At 69.8% G+C, this 22,837-nt stretch carries 22 protein-coding genes; 5 read left to right on the plus strand and 17 right to left on the minus strand.

Features of this window, described 5'->3' with window-relative positions; genetic code table 11:
- The 6 genes from ruvX to ACI2K6_RS02830 form a co-directional block, all read right to left on the minus strand.
- Window positions 1-471 carry a Holliday junction resolvase RuvX gene (gene ruvX, locus ACI2K6_RS02805; RefSeq protein ID WP_404568037.1) on the minus strand — a complete coding sequence of 157 codons (471 nt, stop codon included), beginning with the start codon at window positions 469-471 and terminating at the stop codon, window positions 1-3.
- Entirely contained in the window at window positions 468-3,131 is a 2,664-nt protein-coding gene (alaS, locus tag ACI2K6_RS02810; RefSeq protein WP_282502435.1) for an alanine--tRNA ligase, read from the minus strand. The genes ruvX and alaS overlap by 4 nt, the downstream gene beginning before the upstream one ends.
- A 67-nt stretch (window positions 3,132-3,198) precedes the next feature.
- On the minus strand, window positions 3,199-3,501 hold the full coding sequence (locus ACI2K6_RS02815; protein ID WP_114587817.1) for an ATPase: 303 nt from the start codon (window positions 3,499-3,501) through the stop codon (window positions 3,199-3,201).
- An 88-nt stretch (window positions 3,502-3,589) separates the two neighbouring features.
- Window positions 3,590-4,219 carry a 30S ribosomal protein S4 gene (rpsD, locus tag ACI2K6_RS02820; protein WP_023951228.1) on the minus strand — a complete coding sequence of 210 codons (630 nt, stop codon included), beginning with the start codon at window positions 4,217-4,219 and terminating at the stop codon, window positions 3,590-3,592.
- A gap of 156 nt (window positions 4,220-4,375) precedes the next feature.
- Window positions 4,376-5,893, minus strand: a complete 1,518-nt coding sequence (locus tag ACI2K6_RS02825; RefSeq protein ID WP_404568039.1) for a tetratricopeptide repeat protein — start codon at window positions 5,891-5,893, stop codon at window positions 4,376-4,378.
- A 3-nt stretch (window positions 5,894-5,896) separates the two neighbouring features.
- Window positions 5,897-7,222 carry a replication-associated recombination protein A gene (locus tag ACI2K6_RS02830; RefSeq protein WP_274177714.1) on the minus strand — a complete coding sequence of 442 codons (1,326 nt, stop codon included), beginning with the start codon at window positions 7,220-7,222 and terminating at the stop codon, window positions 5,897-5,899.
- Window positions 7,223-7,321: 99 nt separating this feature from the next.
- On the opposite strand from ACI2K6_RS02830, the gene ACI2K6_RS02835 reads away from it, so the two are divergent.
- From ACI2K6_RS02835 to ACI2K6_RS02845, 3 genes are all read left to right on the plus strand, one after another.
- Window positions 7,322-7,636: a dioxygenase gene (locus ACI2K6_RS02835; protein ID WP_404568042.1), complete on the plus strand. Its 315-nt coding sequence runs from the start codon at window positions 7,322-7,324 to the stop codon at window positions 7,634-7,636.
- A 68-nt stretch (window positions 7,637-7,704) separates the two neighbouring features.
- Window positions 7,705-8,967, plus strand: coding sequence for a DUF349 domain-containing protein (locus ACI2K6_RS02840; protein ID WP_282502432.1), 1,263 nt, complete (start codon window positions 7,705-7,707; stop codon window positions 8,965-8,967).
- Window positions 8,968-9,060: 93 nt separating this feature from the next.
- Complete coding sequence (locus tag ACI2K6_RS02845) at window positions 9,061-9,615, plus strand: SAM-dependent methyltransferase (protein ID WP_282502431.1); 555 nt, start codon at window positions 9,061-9,063, stop codon at window positions 9,613-9,615.
- On the opposite strand, the gene ACI2K6_RS02850 is transcribed toward ACI2K6_RS02845, so the two are convergent.
- From ACI2K6_RS02850 to pdxS, 10 genes are all read right to left on the minus strand, one after another.
- Window positions 9,602-11,854: a bifunctional (p)ppGpp synthetase/guanosine-3',5'-bis(diphosphate) 3'-pyrophosphohydrolase gene (locus ACI2K6_RS02850; protein ID WP_112614264.1), complete on the minus strand. Its 2,253-nt coding sequence runs from the start codon at window positions 11,852-11,854 to the stop codon at window positions 9,602-9,604. The genes ACI2K6_RS02845 and ACI2K6_RS02850 overlap by 14 nt on opposite strands.
- A 49-nt stretch (window positions 11,855-11,903) precedes the next feature.
- Window positions 11,904-12,893, minus strand: coding sequence for a protein translocase subunit SecF (secF, locus tag ACI2K6_RS02855; protein WP_112614262.1), 990 nt, complete (start codon window positions 12,891-12,893; stop codon window positions 11,904-11,906).
- On the minus strand, window positions 12,893-14,608 hold the full coding sequence (gene secD, locus ACI2K6_RS02860) for a protein translocase subunit SecD (protein ID WP_404568044.1): 1,716 nt from the start codon (window positions 14,606-14,608) through the stop codon (window positions 12,893-12,895). The genes secF and secD overlap by 1 nt, the downstream gene beginning before the upstream one ends.
- A 44-nt stretch (window positions 14,609-14,652) precedes the next feature.
- Window positions 14,653-15,156: a preprotein translocase subunit YajC gene (gene yajC, locus ACI2K6_RS02865; RefSeq protein ID WP_404568045.1), complete on the minus strand. Its 504-nt coding sequence runs from the start codon at window positions 15,154-15,156 to the stop codon at window positions 14,653-14,655.
- A 79-nt stretch (window positions 15,157-15,235) separates the two neighbouring features.
- A complete protein-coding gene (gene ruvB / locus ACI2K6_RS02870; protein ID WP_404568046.1) occupies window positions 15,236-16,261 on the minus strand; it encodes a Holliday junction branch migration DNA helicase RuvB in 1,026 nt (341 codons plus the stop codon).
- Window positions 16,254-16,871, minus strand: coding sequence for a Holliday junction branch migration protein RuvA (gene ruvA / locus ACI2K6_RS02875; protein WP_404568048.1), 618 nt, complete (start codon window positions 16,869-16,871; stop codon window positions 16,254-16,256). The genes ruvB and ruvA overlap by 8 nt, the downstream gene beginning before the upstream one ends.
- 70 nt (window positions 16,872-16,941) lie before the next feature.
- Window positions 16,942-17,511 carry a crossover junction endodeoxyribonuclease RuvC gene (gene ruvC, locus ACI2K6_RS02880; protein ID WP_404568050.1) on the minus strand — a complete coding sequence of 190 codons (570 nt, stop codon included), beginning with the start codon at window positions 17,509-17,511 and terminating at the stop codon, window positions 16,942-16,944.
- A gap of 124 nt (window positions 17,512-17,635) precedes the next feature.
- Window positions 17,636-18,397, minus strand: coding sequence for a YebC/PmpR family DNA-binding transcriptional regulator (locus ACI2K6_RS02885; protein WP_112614218.1), 762 nt, complete (start codon window positions 18,395-18,397; stop codon window positions 17,636-17,638).
- A 10-nt stretch (window positions 18,398-18,407) separates the two neighbouring features.
- Entirely contained in the window at window positions 18,408-19,007 is a 600-nt protein-coding gene (pdxT, locus tag ACI2K6_RS02890) for a pyridoxal 5'-phosphate synthase glutaminase subunit PdxT (protein ID WP_274177708.1), read from the minus strand.
- Between the two features lie 16 nt (window positions 19,008-19,023).
- Window positions 19,024-19,920, minus strand: a complete 897-nt coding sequence (gene pdxS, locus ACI2K6_RS02895; protein WP_404568052.1) for a pyridoxal 5'-phosphate synthase lyase subunit PdxS — start codon at window positions 19,918-19,920, stop codon at window positions 19,024-19,026.
- An 86-nt stretch (window positions 19,921-20,006) separates the two neighbouring features.
- Here pdxS and ACI2K6_RS02900 point away from each other — a divergent pair, with 86 nt between their 5' ends.
- Together ACI2K6_RS02900 and pdxY are read left to right on the plus strand one after the other, a co-directional pair.
- Window positions 20,007-21,335, plus strand: coding sequence for an aminotransferase class I/II-fold pyridoxal phosphate-dependent enzyme (locus ACI2K6_RS02900; protein WP_404568054.1), 1,329 nt, complete (start codon window positions 20,007-20,009; stop codon window positions 21,333-21,335).
- 4 nt (window positions 21,336-21,339) lie between these two features.
- Entirely contained in the window at window positions 21,340-22,191 is an 852-nt protein-coding gene (gene pdxY / locus ACI2K6_RS02905) for a pyridoxal kinase PdxY (protein ID WP_269266518.1), read from the plus strand.
- A 9-nt stretch (window positions 22,192-22,200) separates the two neighbouring features.
- Here pdxY and ACI2K6_RS02910 read toward each other — a convergent pair whose 3' ends face one another.
- A complete protein-coding gene (locus ACI2K6_RS02910; RefSeq protein WP_274177706.1) occupies window positions 22,201-22,770 on the minus strand; it encodes a hypothetical protein in 570 nt (189 codons plus the stop codon).
- Window positions 22,771-22,837 lie beyond the last annotated feature (67 nt).

Genomic DNA, 22,837 nt, shown 5'->3' on the forward strand with positions numbered 1-22,837 from the left:
TCAGGGGTGCTCCTGCAAGGGTGCGACGGGAACACCGGGCGGGTTACCGGTGCTCTTCTCGACGTCGAGTGCCTGCTGGAGGAGCACTACGGCGGCGACCTGGTCAACAATGCTACGAGACGATCGCTGTGATCGGCCCGAGCCGCGCAACGCACTGTGGGCGCTCACGGTGCTCAGCCGCTCGTCGACGAGACGGACACGGAGTCCGGCGGCCGCGAGAGCCTCGGCGAAACCGCGTGCGTCTGCCGTCGACGCGGTCTCCCGCCCGCTGAGCGCGACCGGCAGGCCCACAACGAGCTCGACGGCGTCGTATTCCTCGGCCAGAGCGCCGATGCGTGCGAGATCTCCCTCTGCGCGCGGCACGGTCTCGACCGGAACCGCGAGCAGGCCGTCGCGGTCGCATCGGGCGACGCCGATGCGGGCCGTACCCACATCGACGCCGAGCCGCACGCCCGGCCGGAATCCGCTCACAGGCCGCTCGCCGCGTCGCGCACCGCGCGGAGGGCCACGGGAAGCGCTGCGGCGTCCGTACCGCCGCCCTGCGCCACGTCGTCGCGCCCGCCGCCACCGCCGCCGAGAGCGGATGCCGCGGCCTTCGCGAGCACACCGGCCTTGGCTCCTGCCGCGCGGGCGGCATCGTTGGTGGCGACGACCACGACGGGGCGGTCCCCCACGACGGCCCCGAGGGCGACGATCGCTGCGGCGTCGGCTCCGAGACGGTCGCGCACCTGCAGTGCCAGGGTGCGGACATCGTCCGCCGATCCCGCCGAGCCGAGCGATTCGGCGACGATCTGGAACGGGCCGGCGGCCGCCGCAGCGCCCACCAGCTGCGGCAGCCGGTCGGCGAGGGCGCGAGCCTCGAACTGGGCGATCCGCTTCTCGGCGGCCTTCAGGCTCGCGGCGAGCTCGGCCACGCGAGCGGCGAGCTGGTCGCGCGGCGTCTTCAGCGAGGTCGTCAGCTGCGACACGATGGCACGCTCGGCGGCGAGCTCACGGAAGGCGTCCTGCCCGACGAGCGCCTCCACGCGCCGGTTCGACGCGCCCACCGACGATTCGCCGATGAGGTTGATGAGTCCGACCTCGGCGCTCGACGACACGTGGGTCCCCGCGCAGAGCTCGCGCGACCAGGGGCCGCCGATGTCGACCATGCGGACGGTCTCGCCGTACTTCTCACCGAACAGGGCCATCGCGCCGGCGGCTTTCGCCTCGTCGAGCGACATGATCCGGGTCGTGACCTCGAGGTTGTCGCGGACGGCGTTGTTGGCGATCTCCTCGATCTCGGTACGAGTCTCGGGCGAGAGCGCCTGACCCCAGGAGAAGTCGAAGCGCAGGTAGCCGGCGCGGTTGAGCGAGCCGGCCTGGGTCGCGCTCTTGCCCAGCGTGTCGCGCAGTGCCGCGTGGACGAGGTGCGTCGCGGAGTGGGCCTGCTGCGCAGCGCGGCGGTTCGCGGCATCCACCACCGTCGTGGCGGCCTCGCCCACGGCCACTTCACCCGTCGTCACCTCGACGGTGTGGCTGACGAGACCGGGCACCGGCTTCTGCACGTCGAGGACCTCGAGCTCGTAGCCCGGGCCGACGATGACGCCCTTGTCGGCGACCTGGCCACCCGACTCGGCGTACAGCGCCGTCTCGGCAAGGATCACCTCGGCGATCTGACCTTGGCTGGCGCGGTCGACGGAGACGCCGCCGACCAGAAGGCCGAGTACCCGCGAGCCCGTCTCGAGCTCGGTGTAGCCCGTGAACACCGTCTCGCCCTGAGCGCGGAAGTCACGGTAGACGCTCGTGTCGGCGAGCTGCCCCTTGCGGGACCGCGCGTCGGCCTTGGCGCGCTCGCGCTGCTCCTGCATGAGCGAATCGAAGGCGCCGCGGTCGACGCTGAGCCCCGCCTCCTCGACGATCTCGAGAGTCAGGTCGATGGGGAACCCGTACGTGTCGTGCAGAAGGAACGCCTGCGCGCCGCTCAGCTTGCCCTCCCCCGCCTTCTTGGCCTGCTCGACCGACTCGTCGAGCAGCTCGGATCCCGCGGCCAGGGTGCGCAGGAAGGTCGCCTCCTCGGCCAGAGCGTACTGCGAGAGCCGCGCGTAGTCGGTCTCGACGATCGGGTACGCCTCCTTCATCGCGTCGCGCGACGCTGCGAACAGCTCCGCGAAGCTCGGTCCGTCGACGCCCAGCAGGCGCATCGAGCGGATGGCGCGACGCATCAGACGGCGCAGGATGTAGCCGCGCCCGTCGTTCGACGGCGTCACGCCGTCGGAGAGCAGCATCAGCGACGACCGAATGTGATCTGCGATGACACGGAACCGCACGTCGTCTTCGTGGTTCGCGCCGTAGGTCTTGCCCGAGAGCTCGACGGCCTTGTCGAGCACGGGACGCACCTGGTCGGTCTCGTACATGTTGTCGACGCCCTGCTTGATGAAGGCGACGCGCTCGAGCCCCATGCCCGTGTCGATGTTCTTGTTCGGCAGCTCGCCGACGATCGTGAAGTCGTACTTCGAGCGCACGTCCGCGATCTCGTACTGCATGAACACGAGGTTCCAGATCTCGACGTACCGGTCGTCGTCGGTCGCCGGTCCGCCGTCGATGCCGTACGCGGGACCGCGGTCGAAGAAGATCTCCGAGCACGGGCCGGCAGGACCCGGGAGGCCGGTGCTCCAGTAGTTGGTGTCCTTGCCGAGACGCTGGATGCGCTCGTCGGGCAGCGTCGAGTGCTTCAGCCACAGCTGGCGCGCCTCGTCGTCCTCTTCGTAGACCGTGACCCAGAGATCCTTCGGGTCGAACCCGAGGCCGCCCTCCGATTCGGGGCTGGTCAGCAGTTCCCATGCGAACGAGATGGCGCCCTCTTTGAAGTAGTCGCCGAAGGACCAGTTGCCGAGCATCTGGAAGAAGGTGCCGTGGCGCGGCGTCTTGCCCACCTCTTCGATGTCGTTGGTGCGGATGCACTTCTGGACATCGGCCGCTCGCGCGTACGGGGCAGGGACGTCGCCCGAGAGGTAGGGGATGAAGGGGACCATGCCCGCGACGGTGAACAGCAGCGCGGGGTCGTCGGTGACGAGCGATGCGGAGGGCACGATCGTGTGCCCCTTCTTCTCGAAGTAGTCCAGGTAGCGCTGGGCGATCTCGGCGGTCTTCATCGGGTTCCTTCGGCAGGCAGGCATCGGCGTCGCGCCCGGAGGCACGACGTCAAGATCAGGTCGGGTGTCAGTGTGAGGAGTCGGCGGCGTTCTTGGCCTTCGCGACCGCGTCGCGCGCTGCGTCCGCGGCGTCGGAGGCGGCGTCCGCGGCCGAGTCGAGGGCGTCGGAGGCCACGCCCTTCACGTCGGCTGCGAGACCCTCGATGCGGGCTTCCTGCTCGCGGTAGGCATCGCCGATCCGATCGGCGAATTCGGAGATTCGCGCGTCGACCTCGGCGAGCATCTCGTGACCGCGCGGATCCTTGTTGACCACGTGCGCGGCGACGAAACCGCCGGCGACGCCCAAAACGAACCACAGCGCGTTCTTCATGGCATCCATGTTAGGTGCAAAGCATGAAGGGCGCCGGGAGAACCCGACGCCCTTCATGGCAGTGCTGAGACTCAGCGAGCCGTACGACTCAGCGCGCGGCGTAGTACTCGACGACGAGCTGCACGTCACACGTGACGGGCACCTCGGCGCGCTTCGGGCGGCGCACGAGGCGCGCCTGCAGCTTGTCGAGCTCGACCTCGAGGTAGCCCGGGACCGGGGGCAGGACGTCGGCGTGACCGCCGGCGGCTGCGACCTGGAAGGGCTCGAGCGACTCGCTCTTCTCCTTGACGTGGATGAGCTGACCCGGCTTCACGCGGAACGACGGGCGGTCGACGAGCTGGCCGTCGACGAGGATGTGACGGTGCACGACCAGCTGGCGGGCCTGTGCGGTCGTGCGGGCGAAACCGGCACGAACGACGAGCGCGTCCAGACGCATCTCGAGCTGCTCGACCAGGTTCTCACCGGTCAGACCGTCCTTGCGGCGGGCCTCGTTGAACTGGATGCGCAGCTGCTTCTCGCGGATGCCGTACTGCTCGCGCAGACGCTGCTTCTCGCGCAGACGGACGGCGTAGTCGCTGTCGGCCTTGCGCTTGGTGCGGCCGTGCTCACCCGGAGCGTAGGGACGCTTCTCGAGGTAGCGGGCGGCCTTCGGGGTCAGCGCGACGCCGAGGGCGCGCGACAGACGGACCTTGCGGCGGTCCTGAGACTTCGTGGTCACGAAGCTCTCCTTCCGATGACGTGGTCGCGACGTTCACGACTCACGGACGTATCTCCGTCTCCTCGCCCGTCTCGGACTGCACGCCGGGGCACGCCGAGAGGTCTTGATCAGAAGAGAGGGATGCCCGAAAACTGGGCTTCGAGCCGGTCGAGTCTATCAGACGGCGTCCGCGTCGGCCGCGGCGGCGAGGTCGAGGACGCCGGCCGGGTAGAACGGGGTCGCATCCCGTCGCAGGTCGTCGATGCGATACCAGCCGACGGAGGTGTCTCCGTCGAGCACAGGGAGCCGTTCCCCGAGGGGCAGCGCCTCGAGCGTGGCGCTGCGGACGGCGAAGACATGCGCGATCTCGTGCCCGCTCTTGCGACCGTCGTCGAAGATGTTCTCGCTCACGGTGAGCAGCGTGAGTTCGTCGACGCCGGCGGCGAGCTCCTCGCGCAGCTCGCGCCGCATGGCGGCCGCCGCGGTCTCGCCGAACTCCACGCCGCCGCCGGGTGCTCGCAGGAACCGCCCCGCGCCCGGCCCGCCGGGGTACTCCTCGGCGAGGACGTACCCGTCGGCGACGATGACGGCCACCGAGATGACCCGGATACGGCGAGGCGAGGTGAGGTCGGCCGCGTACCCCTCCACCGAACGGCGGTAGGCCGGGAGGTGGGGCGCGAGCGCCTGCAGCGCCGTCCGGAGTGCGGGCGCGGGCTTCTGATCGCTGAACAGCGCCAGCGCCTCGAACGCCCGGGCGGCGTCGACGAGCGGATCGGTGTCGGGAAAGCGGTGCAGCAGTGCGAGAGCGCCCGAGGGATCGCCGACGTCGCGCAGCGAGCTCGCCAATTGGATGATGCACGCCGAGCGCCGCTTTCCGGCCAGGCCCTCATCGAGCGCCGACCGGTACAGCGGGATCGCCTCCGCCTCCTCGCCGAGGAAGTCGTGCAGCGAGGCGCGCTCGTAGCTGCGCACCGCCTCGGCCGAGTCCGCGGCGAGCGGGTCGAGCTCGGCCCACAGGGCGGCGGCGTTCTTCCCGTCGGCGGCATCCCAGAACGCGTCGAACGGATCGGCACCGGCCGTCGTGTCGTCGTCGGCGGGGAACGTCGCGAGAAGCTCCCGCACGCGAGACTGCAGACCGCGGAGTGCGGGGTCGACGCCCCGACTCGCCGCGAATCGGATGAGCCCCCGCAGGGCGGGCCCGCCGTCGCTGGTCTCGCCGGCAGTCAGGTGATCGATGAGGTCGGATGCCGCGATCGTCCGTACCCGGCCCGTCTCGTGCTCGCCCCACTCCGGCGCGGCGACGCGCAGACAGTCGGCGGCGATGACCACGTGCCGTCGTCGCCGGGCGTTCGCGGCGGCCCACTCGCCGCCGGCGTCGAAGACGGCGCCGGCACGATACCCGGTCTCCTCCAGCAGCTCTCGCACGCCCGCCGCGACAGCGTCCTCACCGGGATCGATCAGCCCGCCGGGCAGCTCGCTCAGCACGCGCTGGGGGCCGACGCGGTACTGATCGAACAGCACGACGGTGTCGTGGGGCGTGACCGCGACCACCGTGACGGTGTCGCCGACCTCGACGACATCCCAGTCGCTCTCACTGCCGTCGGGCAGCAGGTAGCGGTCGCGGCGCACGCGCACGTAGCCGTCGAAGGCGGGCGACGAGCCCAGCAGCGTCCACGCGGGTACAGGATCGTCCACGGCTCAGTCCCCCAGGATCTTCCGCAGCTTCTCGACCCGCGCGCCGATCTCGCGCTCGACACCGCGATTCGTCGGCTCGTAGTACCGCTTGCCACGCAATTCGTCGGGGAGGTACTGCTGCGTCGCGACGCCGACCTCGAGGTCGTGCGGATAGACGTACCCCTTGCCGTGCCCCAGCCGCTTCGCGCCGGCATAGTGAGCATCGCGCAGATGTTTGGGCACGCGACCGAACCCGCCGGCGCGGACATCGGAGATGGCCGCGTTGATCGCGTTGTAGGCGGCGTTCGACTTGGCGGTGGTCGCGAGATACGCCGTGGCCTCGGCGAGCGGGATGCGGCCTTCCGGCATCCCGATGAAAGCGACCGCGTCGGCGGCGGCAACGGCGATCGTGAGAGCCTGCGGATCGGCGAGGCCGATGTCCTCAGAGGCTGAGATGACCAGGCGCCGCGCGATGAACCGAGGATCTTCGCCCGCCTCGATCATCCGAGCCAGGTAGTGCATGGCGGCATCGACATCCGATCCGCGGATCGACTTGATGAACGCGCTGATGACGTCGTAGTGCTCGTCGCCCTGCCTGTCGTACCGGAGCAATGCACGGTCGACCGCCTGAGCCACGTGGTCAGCGGTGATGACCGGCGCCTCGTCGTCATCGCCGGGCTCGGCCATCGTCGCGGCGGCTTCGAGCGACGTCAGCGCGCGTCGGGCATCGCCGGAGGCCAGCCGGATCAGCGCCGTCCGCGCATCGTCGGCCAGGACGACCGAGCCGGCGAGTCCGCGGGCGTCCGCGACGGCGCGGTCGATGAGCCCGCCGAGGTCGTCGTCGCTGAGCGGCTGGAGGGTGAGCAGCAGCGAGCGGGACAGCAGGGGCGCGACGACGGAGAACGACGGGTTCTCGGTCGTCGCGGCGATGAGCAGGACCCAGCCGTTCTCGACGCCCGGCAGCAGAGCATCCTGCTGCGCCTTCGTGAAGCGGTGGATCTCGTCGAGGAACAGGATCGTCGAGATGCCGTAGAGGTCGCGCTGCGTCATCGCCTCTTGCATGACCTCGCGCACGTCCTTCACGCCTGCCGTGACCGCCGACAGCTCGACGAAACGGCGGCCCGACGAGCGGGCGATCGCCTGCGCGAGCGTGGTCTTGCCGGTGCCGGGCGGCCCCCACAGGATGACGGATACCGCTCCCGCCCGGTTGCCGTCGGGCGACGCGAGGGCGACCAGGGGCGAGCCGGGCCGCAGCAGATGACCCTGGCCGGCGACCTCGTCGAGCGACGTGGGGCGCATCCGCACCGCGAGCGGCGTCTGCCCGGAGAAGAGCGCGCTCGAATCGGTCATCCTCTCAGGCTACTCGCGCGCGCGGACACCGGGATTTTGTCGCGGCGCAGACCCGCGCCATAGGCTTGAGCGGCCCGCAACGGGCACGAAGGAGGCAACGTGGCAGGTCGCGGCAAGAACCGGGACGATCGCGCGGCGCACGAACGCGCTCGTCTCTATGCGGTCCGGCGCGAGTACCACGACGGCCTCGCACGGCGCCGGTCGCGCGACAACGTCATCGCCGCCGTCGCCGGCGGCGTGCTGATCCTCGCCGCTATCGGCGCTCAGGTCGCATACTTCACCGCAGGTCCCGGAGCGCCCGCGCCCGCCGAGAGTCCGGCGCCCTCTCCCACGGAGACCTTGTCACCCACGCCGACGCCGACACAGACCCCGACACCGGCGGATTCCACTCCGACAACGATCCCGTCGCCCTGACGCCCTCCGTACTAGGCTGTCCCCCGACCTGACCCCCATGCGGCGCGAGCCGCGACGAGGTGCCTTCCGTGACTTCCACCCCTGACTCCACGACCACCCCCGCCGACGACGCCCCGTGGGGTCGCGTCGATGACGACGGCACCGTCTCGGTGCGCGAGGGGGCCGAATGGCGCGTCGTCGGCCAGTACCCCGACGGCACGCCGGAAGAGGCGCTCGCCTACTTCCAGCGCAAGTTCTCCGACCTCGCCGGCGAAGTGACGCTCATCGAGGTCCGTCACCGCCGCGGCGGAGCGTCAGCCTCCGACCTGCGCTCCACCGTGAGCACGCTCCGTTCCCGCATCGCGGGGGCTGCGGCCGTCGGCAACCTGGCCGCGCTGGAGGCGCGCCTGGTCGCGCTGGAGGGCGAGCTAGACGCCGCCTCCGAGTCCGAGGCGGCGGAGGCCAAGCAGGCGCTCGACGCCGCGATCGCCGAGCGTACGGCGCTCGTCGAGGCGATCGAGGCGATCGCCTCGCGCGATCCGAAGTCGATCCAGTGGAAGCAGACCTCCGCAGAGGTCACCGACCTCTTCGACCGCTGGCAGCGCCATCAGGCCGACGGCCCGCGTCTCCCCCGCGGCACCGGCCAGCAGCTCTGGAAGCGATTCCGCGACGCCCGATCGACCATCGACAAGCACCGTCGTGAGTTCTACGCCAGCCTCGACGAGACGCACAAGAGCGCGCGCGACGCGAAGCAGCGCCTCATCGAGCGGGCCGAGGCCCTCGCTCCCCGCGGCGAGGACGGCATCGGCGCCTATCGCGATCTGCTCGAGCAGTGGAAGCAGTCGGGCCGCGCGGGCAAGAAGGCCGACGACGCGCTCTGGGCACGGTTCAAGGCCGCAGGCGACGCGCTCTACGGTGCCCGAGCGGAGCGCGAGCAGGCCGACGCCGAGGCCTCGCAGGAGAAGATCGTCGCGAAGCGCGCTCTGCTCGACGAGGCCGCCGCCGTGACCGCAGAGAAGGACACCGCTGCCGCCCGGGCGCTGCTCACGGGCATTCAGCGTCGTTGGGACGAGATCGGTCGCATCTTCCCCCGCGACAAGGAGCGCGCCCTCGACGACGAGCTCCGCAAGATCGAGCAGTCCGTGCGTGCGCGCGAGGACGCCGACTGGAAGAACAACAACCCCGAGACGAAGGCGCGCCAGGGCGACATGCTGTCGCAGCTGCACGACGCGATCGCGAAGCTCGAAGCCGAAGTCGCCGACGCGGAGGCGTCGGGCGACAAACGCGCCATCGCACAGGCCAAAGAGGCGCTCAGCGCCCGGAAGGCCTGGCTCAGCGCTCTCGGCGGCTGACTCTCTCCCCGCGAACGGTCTGTGGAGGCCATGCTGTCCACAGACCGTTCGGCTCTCTCCGCGCGGTTCGGACGCACCCGCCAGACTGACGGAATGATCTGGCCGTTCGTCTACACCCCGGGTACCCAGCTCTCCCTGGCCGAGCTGGCTGCTGCACGCCTCGACGGTGACGTCGTCGAGGTCGGCGAAGCATTCATGCCTGCGGACGCCGTCGAAGGACCCGAGATCCGGGCCGCATCGCTGCGCCCCCTCGTCGCGCCGGGCCTGGCCCTGACGCACGAATCGGCTGCCTGGGTCCACGGCGCGCTCGCCGACCCCCCGGTGCGGCACAGCGTGCAGCGCTGCACCGAGCGACGCCGGAACCACGTGCTCGATCATCGGCTGCACTACCGCGACCTTCAGCTTCCGGCGCGAGAGACCGTGCATCTGGGCGGGATGCCCGTGTCGAGCCGCGTCCGGACCCTGTGCGACCTGTTGCGCGCCGATGCCGCCGCCAGCGACGCGCCACGCGCGGGCGCCGTCGCGATGATCGCCGCGTTCCCCGGCATCCTCGACGAGGCGCATCGGTCGTTGGCGTCGAGCGGCCCCCTGCCGTTCAAACGGCAGGCCCTGGCCTGGCTGGAGCGCCCGCCGGTCAGGACGACGTGACGCGGTACACGTCGTAGACCGCGTCGATGCGCCGCACCGCGTTCAGCACGCGGTCGAGGTGGACGGTGTCGCCCATCTCGAACACGAACCTGCTGAGTGCGAGCCGATCGTTGTTGGTCTGCACCGACGCGGAGAGGATGTTGACGTGGTGCTCGCTGAGCACGCGCGTGACGTCGCTGAGGAGCCCGGCACGGTCGAGCGCTTCCACCTGGATCTGGACCAGGAAGAGACTCTTCGTCGTCGGCGCCCACGACACCTCGATGAGTCGTTCCGGATCGCGCATGAGCGACTCGACGTTCGTGCAGTCGGAGCGGTGCACCGACACGCCGCTCCCGCGGGTGACGAAGCCGACGATCTCATCACCCGGAACCGGCGTGCAGCACTTCGCGAGCTTCACGAGGATGTCGGGCGCACCGCGGACGAGAACACCCGAGTCGCTGTCGCGCTTCTGACGCGACCGTCCCACAGCCGGCAGCTGGATCGGGCCGGTGGAGGTGTCCTCCTCTGCCCGGACGAGCGCGGTGACCTTCTCGATCACCGACTGCGTCGAGACGTGCCCCTCGCCCACAGCCGCGTAGAGCGCAGTGACGTCCTCGTAGCGCAGCTGGTGCGCCACTTCCGTGAACGCGTCCTGCCCCATGAGGCGCTGGAGCGGCAGGTTCTGACGTCGCATCGCCCGAGCGATCGCGTCCTTGCCCTGCTCGACGGCCTCTTCGCGCCGCTCCTTCGTGAACCAGCCGCGGATCTTGTTGCGGGCCCGCGTGCTCTTGACGAATGTCAGCCAGTCCTGGCTCGGGCCGGCGTCGGGGTTCTTCGAGGTGAACACCTCGACGACATCGCCGCTGGAAAGGGTCGACTCGAGCGGCACGAGACGCCCGTTCACCTTCGCACCCATCGTGCGGTGGCCGATCTCGGTGTGCACGGCGTAGGCGAAGTCGACCGGGGTGGCCCCCGCCGGCAGGCCGATGACCCGCCCCTTCGGGGTGAAGACATAGACCTCCTTCGCGCCGATCTCGAATCGGAGCGAGTCGAGGAACTCCCCCGGGTCGGCCGTCTCGGCCTGCCAGTCGGAGATGTGCGCGAGCCACGCCATGTCGTTGTCGATCGCCTTGGCGTCGGCCTTGCCGCCCGCCATCCGCTCCTTGTACTTCCAGTGCGCCGCGACACCGAACTCGGCCTGCTGGTGCATCTCGTGGGTGCGGATCTGGATCTCGACCGTGCGACCTCCTGGACCGATCACGGTGGTGTGGAGCGACTGGTAGAGGTTGAACTTCGGGGTCGCGATGTAGTCCTTGAATCGCCCGGGCAACGGCGTCCACCGCGCGTGGATCGAGCCGAGCACGGCGTAGCAGTCGCGGACGGTCGTCACCAGAACACGGATGCCGATGAGGTCGTAGATGTCGTCGAACTCGCGCCCGCGCACCACCATCTTCTGGTAGACGGAGTAGAGCTGCTTCGGTCGCCCCATGACGCGACCGCGGATGCGGAGCTCACGGAGATCCGTCTCGACGGCGTCGATCACGGTCTGCAGGTACTGCTCGCGCTGCGGGGTGCGCTGAGTGACGAGGCTGTCGATCTCGGCGTACAGCTTCGGATGAAGGACCGCGAAGGAGAGATCTTCGAGCTCGCTCTTGATGGCCTGGATACCCAGCCGGTGCGCGAGCGGCGCGTAGATCTCGAGGGTCTCGGTCGCCTTCTTCGCCGCTTTCTCCGGCGGCACGAAGCCCCAGGTACGCGCGTTGTGCAGCCGGTCGGCCAGTTTGATCAGCAGGACGCGGATGTCGCGCGACATCGCGACGATCATCTTGCGCACGGTCTCGGCCTGCGCGGCGTCGCCGTACTTGACCTTGTCGAGCTTCGTGACGCCGTCGACGAGCATGGCGACCTCGTCGCCGAACTCCGCCGTCAGCTGGTCCAGACCGTATGAGGTGTCCTCTACGGTGTCGTGGAGCAGCGCGGCTGCAATGGCCCTCGGGCCGAGGCCGAGCTCGGCGAGGATCTGGGCTACGGCGAGCGGATGCGTGATGTACGGCTCGCCGCTCTGACGCTTCTGCTGCGCGTGCGCCCGTGACGCCGTCTGATAGGCGCGATCGATGATCGCGATGTCGCCCTTGGGGTGATGTGCGCGCACCGTCCGGACGAGCTGCTCCAGCCCCTCCCGCGGCGCAGCGCGGGAGAAGATCCGAGGAACGAGGCGCCGGAGCGAGCTCTGGGCAGGGGGCGGGGTGATCTCCGTCATACCCTCACCTCCGCCATGCAGACATCGATTCTACGCGCCCTCGCGGCGCTCAGGCCTCGACCGAAGCACGCTCGCGCGACTCGAGAACCCGGGTGTCGTTCGCCTTGATGGCGGGCTCGTTCTCGCGCAGCAGGGCGAACAGCGGCACCGCGACGAAGAGCGTCGAGTAGGCGGCGACGAGCGTTCCGACGAAGATCGACAGCGAGATGTCGGTGAGAGTCTGAGCACCCAGCCAGAGCGCACCGATGAAGAGGATCGCACCGGTCGGAAGGGCCGCAACGATCGTCGTGTTGATCGAGCGCACGAGCGTCTGGTTGGCCGCAAGGTTGACCGACTCGCCGAACGTCCGCCCCGACTTCTCGCCGTCTTCGAATGTGTTTTCGCGGACCTTATCGAACACGACCGTGGTGTCGTACAGCGAGTAGGACAAGATCGTGAGGAAGCCGATGACCGCCGCGGGAGAGATCTCGAACCCGAAAAGCGAGTAGACGCCCACGGTCACGACGAGCACGTCGACCAGGCCGATGATGGCGGCGACGGACATCTTCCAGGTGCGGAAGTACAGCGCCAGGATCAGGAACGTCAGCGCGAGGAAGATCGCCAGGCCCCACAGCGACTGTCGGGTGACGTCCTGGCCCCAGCTCGGCCCGATGAACGATGAGCTCACCTCGGCGGCCGGGACGTCGTACGCCTCGGCCAGTCGCGCCGTGACGTCGCGGGTCTCGGCGTCGGACATCTGGTCGGTCTGCACGCGCACAGCGTCCTCGCCGATCGTCGTCACCTTCGTCGTCGCGCCGGGCACGACCTCCTGCACCGCGTCGGTCGCGAGCAGCTGATCGGTGTTCGACACGTTCGTGACGGTGAACTGCGATCCGCCCGTGAACTCGATCGAGAACTGCGGCGGCTTGACCACGAGGACGAGCACCGAGCCCAGCACGAGGGCGGCGGCGATGATGAACCACAGCGTGCGACGGGCGACGAAGGGGAACGAGAGCTTCCCCGTGTAGAGGTCGTTGCCGAACCGATTGAAGAAACGCATCAGTGCTTGTCCCCCGTCGCATCGCGCTGGTCGCCTGCGGCCTGTTCAGCACGCTTGCGCTCCGCGATCGTCTGTCGCCGTTCGGCCTCACCACGCGACTTCGCTGCGCGGCGTCCTGCAGAGGTCTTCGCCGCCGCGGCGACCGGCTCGCGGAACTGCGCCCGTCCGCGGTACACGGCGCCCAGAGCGTCCGGGTCGAGACCCGACAGCTTGTGCCCCGACCCGAAGAACCGCGTGCGCACGAGCAGCTGCAGCACGGGATGCGTGAAGAGGATGAAGATCAGGATGTCGATCGCGGTCGTGAGCCCGAGGGTGAACGCGAAGCCCTTCACCGTCGAGTCGGCCAGGATGTACAGCACGACCGCGGCGAGGATGTTGATCGACTTCGAGATGAAGATGGTCCGCTTGGCGCGGGACCAGCCGTCCTCGACCGCGCTCGTGATCGACTTGCCGTCGCGCAGCTCGTCTCTGATGCGTTCGAAGTAGACGATGAAGGAGTCTGCGGTGAACCCGATGGTCACGATGAGGCCCGCGACACCGGCCAGCGAGAGCCGGAAGCCCATGCGCCAGGCGAGGATCGTGAGCGCCGCGTAGGTGAGCACGGCCATGACCACCAGTGACGCGATGATGACGGTTCCGAGCGCCCGGTATACGACGAGCGAGTACACCGCGACGAGCGCGAGGCCGATGAGGCCGGCGATGAGACCGATCTGCAGCTGCTGGGAGCCGAGCGTCGCGGAGATCGTGTTGGTGCTCTGCACCTCGAAGCTCAGCGGCAGAGCACCGAACTTCAGCTGGTCGGCGAGCACCTTCGAGCTGTCCTGGTCGAACGTGCCCGTGATGGACGGCTTGCCGGTGAGGATGACGGCATCCATGGAGGGCGCCGACAGCACAGCGCCGTCGAGCACGAAGGCGAACTGGTTGAGCGGCGACTGCTGCCCGTAGAGTCGCTGGCTGATCTTGCCGAACGTCTCGGTGCCCTGCTGATCGAACGTGATGTTCACGGCCCAGCGACCGGTGCTCTGCTCGAGACCGTTCGTGGCGTTGTCGATGGACGAGCCGTCGAGCTCGACCGGGCCGAGGATGTACTTCGCGGTCCCGGTGCGGTCGCAGGTGACGAGCGGCTGATCGGCCGGTGCGTCCGCGGGGTCGTTCGCCGGATTCGCGCAGTCGTAGGCGAGGAACTGAGCCTGCAGCGCCTCGGTGATCCACGCCGGGTCGCTGCCATTGGACGGCGTCGTCGACGGGGTCGCCGGGAGGTTGGGATCGGGAGTGGGGTACGGCGTCTCGTTGCCGTCGTCGCCGACGAAGCTGGTGGCGGGTGAGCCGGTGTAGAGCATCGCGCGCAACTGCAGCTGGGCCGAGGCGTCGATACGCTCACGGGTCTCGTCATCGACCTCGCCCGGAAGCTGAACGACGATCTGGTTGCCGGCCTGCGTGGCGATGTCGGCCTCGACCAGGCCGGATGCGTCGACGCGCTGTCGGATGATGGACGCCGCCTGCTGCATCTGCTCGCTCGAGGGCGCCGCCCCGTCGGACTGCGCCTCGAGGATGATCTGCGTCCCGCCCTGGAGGTCGAGTGCGAGCTCCGGAGCCCACGAACTCGCCTTGAACACATAGACGCCGAGCGCGTTGATACCGAACAGGAGCGCCGTCAGGACCACGAGTCCGGTCAGCGCGCGCCAGGCACGGCGCACAGGTGTGGAAGTCGCCACGGGGAGGTCAGCTTTCGTCGAGCGAGCGCCGGGTCAGCGGCGGGTCAGGCGCGGGGCTTGTCGTCGCGGTCGGCCGCGCCCTCGGAAGCGGCGTCGGCGCGATCACGCGTGGCGTCGTCGCTGACCGAGGTGATCAGACCCTGCTCGACATCGGCGACGTACTCGTCGTGGTGCTCCTCGGCCTCGATGTACTCGTCCTCGGTGAGCGTTCCCTCTGCGGGGTCGACCACACGCAGGATCGCCTGGCTGTGCACCTCGACCTCGACGCCGGGCGCGAGCTCGACGCGAGCCGACTTCGAGAGGTCCTCGCCGTCGTACTCGACGATCGTGCCGTAGAAGCCGCCCTGCAGCAGCACCTTCGCTCCGGGAAGCAGCTGGCGGGACTTCTCCGCCTGCTCCGCCTTCATCCGCTGCGCGCGACGGCGCTGGCTCCAGAACATGAAGACGATGAGCAGCGCGAGGATGATCAGCAGACCGTACTCGGCGAAGAACTGCACCGCCGGGTTCGCGGGAGGGGCGTCGGCCGGGGTGGTGGCGAAGAAGAGCATGGAGGTGGGAGCACCTTTCACGGGTAGGCACGCGAAGAATGCGCACCCTCGGGATTCGTCGGCGAGAAGCCTTCAGCGATTATAGGTCATCGATCTCGAGCGCCCCGTCGGCGCGGGGAACGCCCAGGTGGCGGTAGGCCGAGGGCATCGCGACGCGGCCGCGCGGCGACCGGCCCACGAACCCGATGCGGACGAGGTACGGCTCGACGACCGACTCGATCGTCTCCGCTTCCTCCCCGACCGTGACCGCGAGGGTGTTGAGCCCGACGGGCCCACCGCCGAATCGGCGCACGAGTGCGTCGAGCACGGCACGGTCGAGCCGATCGAGGCCGATAGCGTCGACGTCGTACAGCTCGAGCGCCGCCGCGACATCCGCCTCCGTCGCACCCGCCGCCGTGTCACCGTGCACCACGACGAAGTCTCGGACGCGGCGCAGCAGGCGGTTCGCGATGCGCGGGGTGCCGCGGGAGCGGCGCGCGATCTCGGCCCGTGCGACGGCCGGGACGTCGACGCCGAGGACGCTCGCGGACCGCTGGATCACGCGTTCGAGCTCCTCCGGCTCGTAGTACTCCATGTGCGCGGTGAACCCGAACCGGTCGCGAAGCGGGTTGGGCAGGAGGCCCGACCGGGTCGTTGCGCCGACCAGGGTGAACGGGGCCAGCTCGAGAGGGATGCTGGTGGCACCGGCACCCTTGCCGACCATGATGTCGATGCGGAAGTCCTCCATCGCGAGGTACAGCATCTCCTCCGCCGAGCGCGCCATACGGTGGATCTCGTCGATGAAGAGCACCTCGCCGGGCACGAGGCTCGACAGCAGCGCCGCGAGATCGCCCGCGTGCTGGATCGCCGGGCCGCTCGACATCCGCAGCGGCCGGCCGCTCTCGTGGGCGACGATCATCGCGAGCGTCGTCTTCCCGAGACCGGGAGGTCCCGACAGCAGGATGTGGTCGGCTGGACGGTCCTGCATCGCGGCCGCCTGCAGAAGCAGCTCGAGCTGCCCGCGCACCTTGTGCTGTCCGACGAACTCCGCGAGCGAGGTCGGCCGTAGTGCCCCCTCGACGGCCAGTTCGGTCTCGTCGGCGGCGAGCTCGTGCGCGTCAGACACCGGTCTGCTCCGGTCGCGCCGGCCCGAGCTGCGCGAGCGCGAGCTTCAGCAGAGCGGGCACGGTCGCGGGGGCCGCAGCATCCGCCGTGACCTGCGCGACGGCATCCGCGGCCACGCGTTCGCTCCACCCCAGAGCCACGAGCGCTGCGACGACCTGACCCACGAGCGTCCCTCCCCCCGAGGGAGCGGACGCCGGCTGAGCAGACGGCACCGCCTGCAGCTTGCCCGCCAGCTGTACCACGATGAGCTTCGCGGTCTTGGGCCCGATGCCCGACACCCGTCGGAACGGGGCGTCGTCTTCGGCGGTGACCGCCTCGGCGATCTGGGCGACGCTCAGTGCCGACAGCACGCCGAGAGCCGACTTCGGTCCGACACCGGTCACGCCGATGAGCAGCAGGAAGACTCCGAGCTGCTCGCGCGTCTCGAAACCGAACAGCGAGAGCGCGTCTTCGCGGACGACGAGGTTCGTGTGCAGCACGATCTCATCGCCGACGTGGAACGAGCGCGGGATGTCGGGGGTCACGGCGACCGAGAACCCGACCCCGCCGACGTCGATGACGACGCTGTCGGACTCGAGGTGCAGCACGATGCCGCGCAGGGAGGAGATCATGATCCGAGCCTAGGCGCCGCTTCGCAGGTATGTTCGAGCGACACGCGTCGCTCACCACCGGGTGGGAGCGTCAGCGCCGGGCCAGGCGCTCGGCGTCCGCCCACGCCAGCTGCGCCGGAGTGAGCGCCGCTGTGCCGGACGACGACGCCGGGCCGCCGACACCGCGTCGCCACGCATGGCAGATCGCGAGGGCCAGCGCATCAGCGGCATCCGCGGGCTGGGGCAGCGAGTCCAGGCGCAGCACGCGGGCGACCATCGTCTGCACCTGCAGCTTCTCCGCCGAGCCGTAGCCGGTGATCGCCGCCTTGACCTCGGAGGGCGTGTGGGTCGCGGCATCGAGGCCGCTCTCCGCGGCGACGAGCAGCGCGATGCCGCTCGCCTGCGCCGTCCCCATGACGGTGCTCCGGTTGTGCTGAGCGAAGACCCGCTCGACGGCGACGACGTGAGGCTGGTGCTCTGCGATCACCGCCCGCAGGCCCGCCGCGATCGTCGCGAGCCGCCGCTCGATCGGCAGCTCGACGTCGGATCGGACGACCCCGACATGCACGAGGGCGGCGGATCGATCGCGGGCGACGTCGACGACGCCGACTCCGCATCGGGTGAGCCCGGGATCGACACCGAGCACGCGCAGAGAGGTCACTCCCCCACGCTACGTCTGCCGCAGCCGAGCGGAGCGGCGACAACCCGCGAAACGCGCAGTTCCCGGCATCCGACGCGAAATGGGCTGCGCGGGATGCCGGGAACTGCGAGCGATGCTCGGACTGTTACTCGTCGTCGCTCTCGAGCTCGGCCTGCACCTCGGGGGTGAGGTCGAAGTTCGTGTAGACGTTCTGCACGTCGTCGCTGTCCTCGAGGGCGTCGATGAGACGGAACACCTTGCGGGCGGTGTCGGCGTCGACCTCCACCTTGAGCGAGGGGACGAACTCGACGTCGGCGGAGTCGTACTCGATGCCGGCGTCCTGCAGGGCGCTGCGCACCGACACGAGGTCGGAGGCCTCGGTGATGACGCCGAAGCCGTCGCCGTGCGGCTCGACCTCTTCCGCCCCCGCTTCGAGGACCGCGAGCATGACGTCGTCTTCGGTCGTGCCCTCGGACGGGACGACGATGACGCCCTTGCGGCTGAAGTTGTAAGCGACGCTGCCCGGGTCGGCCAGCGTTCCGCCGTTACGGCTGAGAGCGGTGCGGACTTCGGCCGCGGCGCGGTTCTTGTTGTCGGTCAGACACTCGATGAGGAACGCGACGCCGTTCGGTCCGTAGCCCTCGTACATGATCGAGGAGTACTCGACGGCCTCGCCGCCGATACCGGCGCCGCGCTTGATCGCGCGGTCGATGTTGTCTTTCGGGACCGAGGTCTTCTTGGCCTTCAGGACGGCGTCGAAGAGCGTGGGGTTGCCCTGCAGATCGGGGCCGCCGAGCTTGGCAGCGACCTCGATGTTCTTGATGAGCTTGGCCCACGACTTGGCACGGCGCGCGTCGACGACGGCTTTCTTGTGCTTGGTCGTGGCCCATTTGGAGTGACCGGACATGCGCTCGATCTTACCGGGCGGATGCGCTCGCCTCGCGGACGTGCACGAGGAACCTCTCGTGGAAGCGGCGCTCGCCCGAGACCTCCGGGTGGAAGGCCGTCGCGAGCAGACGACCCTGCTCGACCGCGACCACCCCGCCATCCGGCAGGGTCGCGAGCGACCGCACCTGCGGCCCGAGCTCGGTGACGAGGGGCGCTCGGATGAACGCCGCGTGGACGGGTGGGTCCCAGCCCGCGACGGCGAGCGCCGTCTCGAACGATTCGGTCTGACCGCCGAAGGCGTTCCGCCGCACGGTCACGTCGAGCCCGCCGAAGGTCTCCTGACCCGCGATGGCCCCGTCGAGGCGGTCGGCGAGCAGGATGAGCCCGGCGCAGGTGCCGTAGACGGGGAGGCCCGCGGCGATCGCGTCGCGGATGGGCTGCTGCATCCCGAACGCGCGTGCCAGCTTGTCGATGACGCTCGACTCACCGCCCGGCAGGACGAGACCGTGTACCGCCGCCAGGTCGCCGGGACGACGGACGAGGGATGCCGTCGCGCCGAGCTCCGTGAGCACGCGCAGGTGTTCGCGGACGTCTCCCTGCAGGGCGAGGACTCCGACGTGCGGCGGCATCCCTTCGTCCACCGACTCACCAGCCGCGGTCGGCGAGACGGTGCGGGGCAGGCAGATCGGAGACGTTGATGCCGACCATCGCCTCGCCGAGTCCGCGCGAGGCCTCGGCGACGACGGCGGCGTCATCGTGGAAGGTGGTCGCCTTCACGATGGCCGCGGCACGGCGAGCGGGGTCGCCCGACTTGAAGATGCCGGAACCCACGAAGACGCCGTCCGCGCCGAGCTGCATCATCATCGCGGCGTCGGCAGGGGTGGCGACACCGCCCGCGGTGAAGAGCACGACCGGCAGGGTGCCGGTGGCTGCGACCTCGGCGACGAGGTCGTACGGCGCCTGGAGCTCCTTCGCCGCGACGTACAGCTCGTCGGGGCTCTTCGCCTGCAGAGCACGGATCTCGGCGGTGATCGTGCGGATGTGGCGCGTCGCCTCCGAGACGTCGCCCGTGCCGGCCTCGCCCTTGGAGCGGATCATCGCGGCCCCCTCCGTGATGCGACGCAGAGCCTCGCCGAGGTTTGTGGCACCGCACACGAACGGGACGGTGAAGCCCCACTTGTCGATGTGGTGCGTGTAGTCGGCCGGCGACAGCACTTCGGACTCGTCGATGTAGTCCACACCGAGCTCCTGGAGCACGCGCGCTTCGACGAAGTGCCCGATGCGCGCCTTCGCCATCACGGGGATCGACACCGACGCGATGATCTCGTCGATCAGGTCGGGGTCGCTCATGCGCGCCACCCCGCCCTGGGCGCGGATGTCGGCGGGGACGCGCTCGAGCGCCATGACGGCCACGGCGCCGGCATCCTCCGCGACCCGTGCCTGATCGGCGGTGACGACGTCCATGATGACGCCGCCCTTCAGCATCTCTGCGAGGCCGCGCTTGACGCGCGATGATCCGGTGACGGTCTGGTCGTTCGACACGATGGGGCTCCGATCCGGCCGTCTTCTCGGGATGCAGTTCGGCCTAGGCCAAAAAGTAGCATGGCATCCGACATAAGATCGTCCCGATGACTTCCCGTGACACGATCACCGGACACACGGCGGGTGAGATCGCCGACAGCGTCCGGATGCTGCTCGAGCGAGGCGCCCTGCGCGCGGACGACGCGCTGCCACCGGTGCGCGCCCTGGCGGAGCAGCTCGGCGTCAACCGGAACACCGTGGTCGCCGCCTACCGGCTCCTCGCGCAGGCCGGCGTCGTCGTGGCCCGCGGCCGCGGCGGAACGCGAATCGCCGAGGTCTCCCCCGTCGCCGCCGAGGGCGTGGCCGCCGACACGGTGCTGCGCGACGTCGGGTCCGGAAATCCGGATCCTGCTCTCATCCCCGATCCGCGCGGCGTGCTCGGCCGAGTCGCCGGACGCCCCGTCCTGTACGGCGAGCCGGTCATCGACGCCGGTCTCGCAGCCTGGGCCAGGAACTGGTTCGCCGCTGACACGGCAGCGGATGCCGACATCCACCTCACCGTCACCGGTGGCGCCGTCGACGCCGTCGAGCGCCTCCTGGCGCAGGCTCTCACCCGCGACGACGCGGTTGCCCTCGAAGACCCGTGCTTCCTCGCGAGCATCCACACGGTGCGCCTCGCCGGCTACCGCGCGATCCCGGTGCCCGTCGACAACGAGGGCATGACGGTCGATGGACTGCGAGCAGCCCTGGATGCGGGCGCCCGCGCCGCCGTCATCACCCCGCGAGCGCAGAATCCCACCGGTGCGAGCCTGTCGGCCGAGCGCGCGGCAGCCCTGCGCGCGGTACTGGCCGATCATCCGTTCGTCCTCGTCATCGAGGACGACCACTTCTCCCTCCTGTCGACCCAGCCGTACCGCTCGGTCATCGGCGACCAGCACGAACGCTGGGCACGGGTGCGCTCGGTGTCGAAGTTCCTCGGACCGGACATGTGCCTCGCGGTCACGGCATCCGACCCCACGACCGCGGAACGCCTGGCCCTGCGCCTCGGCTCGGGCACCACATGGGTCAGCCACCTGCTGCAGCGCCTTACACACGCTCTCGTCTCGGACGACACCGCCGCCGGCACGATCGCCGCCGCTCGGGCTCACTACGCCGACCGCAACAGCGCCTTCGCAGCCGAGCTGACGCGCGCGGGCCTCCCCTGCGCACCCGGTGACGGACTCAGTCTCTGGGTCGAGGTACCCGGCACCGCCCGCTCCGTCGCCGACGCCCTGATGCGCCGGGGCTGGCTCGCGCGCACCGGCGACGAATTCCGGCTGGCCGACGATGCACCCTCGCGCCACCTGCGGCTGACCGTGCACGACCTGAACGACGCCGACGCCGCACTGCTCACGCGCGACCTCGTCGCATCCGCCCTCCCCTCTCGAAAGGCATGACCCCATGAAGGTGCTCTCGATCCAGTCGGCCGTCGCATACGGACACGTCGGCAACTCCGCCGCGGTGTTCCCGCTGCAGCGCATCGGCGTGGAGGTCATGCCGGTCTACACGGTGAACTTCTCCAACCACACCGGGTACGGCGCCTGGGGTGGCCCGATGATCAGCCCGGACGACGTCCGCGCCGTCATCGCGGGCGTCGAGGATCGCGGCGCCTTCCCCCAGATCGATGTCGTCCTGTCGGGCTACCAGGGTGGCGAGGGCATCGCCGACGTCATCCTCGACACCGTCGCGCGCGTCAAGGCCGCGAACCCGGATGCCGTCTACGCGTGCGACCCCGTCATGGGCAACGCGAAGTCCGGGTGCTTCGTGGCGCCGGCGATCCCGATCCTGCTGCGCGAGCGCGTCGTGCCGGCCGCAGACATCATCACGCCGAACCAGTTCGAGCTCGGCTTCCTGACCGAGACCGAGCCGACCGATCTCGACTCGACTCTCGCCTCCGTCGACGCCGCCCGCGCGATGGGTCCGCGCACCGTGCTCGTGACGAGCGTCGAGCGCCCCGACCGACCCGAAGGCACGATCGAGATGCTCGCCGCGGACGACGCCGGGGCTTGGATCGTACGCACGCCCCACATTCCCATGAAGGCGAACGGATCCGGCGATGTGACGGCGGCCCTGTTCACCGCTCACTACCGCAGCACCGGCTCCGCAGCCGAGGCGCTGGCGCGCACGACCTCGAGCGTGTTCGACCTGCTCACGCGTACGCACGAGTCGGGCGAGCGCGAACTCCAGCTCGTCGAGAGCCAGGAGGCGTACGCGCACCCGCGGATGCAGTTCACGGTCGAGCAGGTGCGCTGACCGGCGTCACTACTGTCCGCCGGACTCCGTCCACGCCTGCTCCCACTGCGGAGCGTCGTCCGGGCAGAGGAACCGCGTGCCGAAGACCATGATGCTCACGGCGCCCTCGCGCGACGCGTCATCGACGGCGAGGCTCTGGATGAGCGGCGACGACGTGACGTGCATCTGGAACACGTTCTGGTCGACCTGGTGCCCGTTGAGGATGGAGGTCTCGCACGCGTCCAGGGCAAGGGCGAGCGTCACGGTCTCGGCCTGCTCGGACCACTGTCCGCCGTTCGCCTCGAGGTGCGCGCGCTGTTGGGCGACGAGCTCCTGCTGCGCGGGCGTCTTCGCGGCGAGCGTGGGCTGTCCCACCGGCTGCTGCTGCTCCGCGATGAAGGCGTCGCGCTCGGCGAGAGCGTCGCCCGCGTCGGGGGTCGCAGCCGAGCTCTCCTCCTGCGCGGACGCCGTCGGAGCCGGAGTCGGAGTCCCCTCCGAAGAGCCCGCATCACTCGCGGGCGTGCACCCCGCCAGGGCGACCACGCCCAGGACGGCCAGTGCGGCGAGGGTCGCGGTACGGGGACGGGCGGTGATCGACATGGTGCCTCCTCAGTGAGCGCTCAGGTTATCGTCCCCGCGGCGCCCCGCGGCGGGGCTTGCGCTCGGG

Source organism: Microbacterium sp. NPDC006705 (assembly GCF_044903545.1).
Classification (GTDB): domain Bacteria; phylum Actinomycetota; class Actinomycetes; order Actinomycetales; family Microbacteriaceae; genus Microbacterium; species Microbacterium plantarum.

Excerpts from the sequence above, each read along its gene's own strand:
- secF (WP_112614262.1), bottom strand. The coding sequence starts at position 12,893 with ATGCGTTTCTTCAATCGGTTCGGCAACGACCTCTACACGGGGAAGCTC.
- pdxY (WP_269266518.1), top strand. The coding sequence starts at position 21,340 with ATGAAGGTGCTCTCGATCCAGTCGGCCGTCGCATACGGACACGTCGGC.
- ruvA (WP_404568048.1), bottom strand. The coding sequence starts at position 16,871 with ATGATCTCCTCCCTGCGCGGCATCGTGCTGCACCTCGAGTCCGACAGC.
- alaS (WP_282502435.1), bottom strand. The coding sequence starts at position 3,131 with ATGAAGACCGCCGAGATCGCCCAGCGCTACCTGGACTACTTCGAGAAG.
- ACI2K6_RS02830 (WP_274177714.1), bottom strand. The coding sequence starts at position 7,222 with ATGACCGATTCGAGCGCGCTCTTCTCCGGGCAGACGCCGCTCGCGGTG.
- pdxT (WP_274177708.1), bottom strand. The coding sequence starts at position 19,007 with ATGCCGCCGCACGTCGGAGTCCTCGCCCTGCAGGGAGACGTCCGCGAA.
- ACI2K6_RS02845 (WP_282502431.1), top strand. The coding sequence starts at position 9,061 with ATGATCTGGCCGTTCGTCTACACCCCGGGTACCCAGCTCTCCCTGGCC.
- ACI2K6_RS02815 (WP_114587817.1), bottom strand. The coding sequence starts at position 3,501 with ATGAAGAACGCGCTGTGGTTCGTTTTGGGCGTCGCCGGCGGTTTCGTC.
- ACI2K6_RS02850 (WP_112614264.1), bottom strand. The coding sequence starts at position 11,854 with ATGACGGAGATCACCCCGCCCCCTGCCCAGAGCTCGCTCCGGCGCCTC.
- ACI2K6_RS02900 (WP_404568054.1), top strand. The coding sequence starts at position 20,007 with ATGACTTCCCGTGACACGATCACCGGACACACGGCGGGTGAGATCGCC.
- yajC (WP_404568045.1), bottom strand. The coding sequence starts at position 15,156 with ATGCTCTTCTTCGCCACCACCCCGGCCGACGCCCCTCCCGCGAACCCG.
- ACI2K6_RS02885 (WP_112614218.1), bottom strand. The coding sequence starts at position 18,397 with ATGTCCGGTCACTCCAAATGGGCCACGACCAAGCACAAGAAAGCCGTC.
- ACI2K6_RS02910 (WP_274177706.1), bottom strand. The coding sequence starts at position 22,770 with ATGTCGATCACCGCCCGTCCCCGTACCGCGACCCTCGCCGCACTGGCC.